Raw genomic sequence first — 563 nt, 5'->3', positions numbered from 1 at the left:
AACGCGATTTACGCTTACATCCGAAATGGCAGGCCAAAGACAGGCGGAGAATTCATTTTTATCCGCTCAAAAGCTCCCTATGGGAAGCTTACAGGGAAGTTCTGCACGAAGGCGCTCTATAGACTTCTTCCTGAACGCAAAAGTGTTGCTGGCGGAGGCTTTCATGTAACACGCCGGACATTCGCTACAAATCTTCTCCGGAATCATGCCGGTATTGATGATGTAATGGATGCCCTCGGACACCGCGATCCGTCAACTGTTATGAAATATCTGCTCCTGGATGACGAGAGAAGCAGGAAATGCGGCCTTTCCATGAAAGATGCCGGGATTCCGATGGAAGGAGGCCTGGCATGAAGATCAAAGGATATCAGTTCAAGAGCTGCTTTGCACCGCACATCGAAAAGTTTCTGCAGGAGAAGAAGGATGCCGGATTCTCATATAATACTGAAGAATGGAAACTGAAACACTTTGATGCACTGTGTATAGAAGAAGCCGTTTCAGAAGCAGAGCCGTCCTCGTCTGCTCCGCAGACATAACAAACAGCGTCCCCGCTTCCGCAGGGA

Annotated in this window: 2 protein-coding genes (1 of these 2 running past the window's edge); both read left to right on the top strand. The window is 49.0% G+C overall.

Features of this window, described 5'->3' with window-relative positions; genetic code table 11:
* Positions 1-354, top strand: the final stretch of a protein-coding gene (locus QZN53_RS12895) for a tyrosine-type recombinase/integrase (RefSeq protein ID WP_163439318.1). Its footprint begins 1,815 nt before the window's first position; 354 of the gene's 2,169 nt are visible here — the last part of the coding sequence; its start codon lies off the left edge, out of view; it ends in the stop codon at positions 352-354.
* Positions 351-536, top strand: coding sequence for a hypothetical protein (locus QZN53_RS12890; protein WP_205428156.1), 186 nt, complete (start codon positions 351-353; stop codon positions 534-536). Before QZN53_RS12895 ends, QZN53_RS12890 begins: the two co-directional genes overlap by 4 nt.
* Positions 537-563 lie beyond the last annotated feature (27 nt).

The sequence above is a fragment of the uncultured Fibrobacter sp. genome (genome assembly GCF_900316465.1).
In the GTDB taxonomy this organism is placed as follows: Bacteria; Fibrobacterota; Fibrobacteria; order Fibrobacterales; family Fibrobacteraceae; genus Fibrobacter.
This window is presented reverse-complemented; position numbering and strand designations above follow the sequence as displayed.

What these genes read in the sequence shown, in the direction of transcription:
- QZN53_RS12890 (WP_205428156.1), top strand. Translation starts at nt 351, where the DNA reads ATGAAGATCAAAGGATATCAGTTCAAGAGCTGCTTTGCACCGCACATC.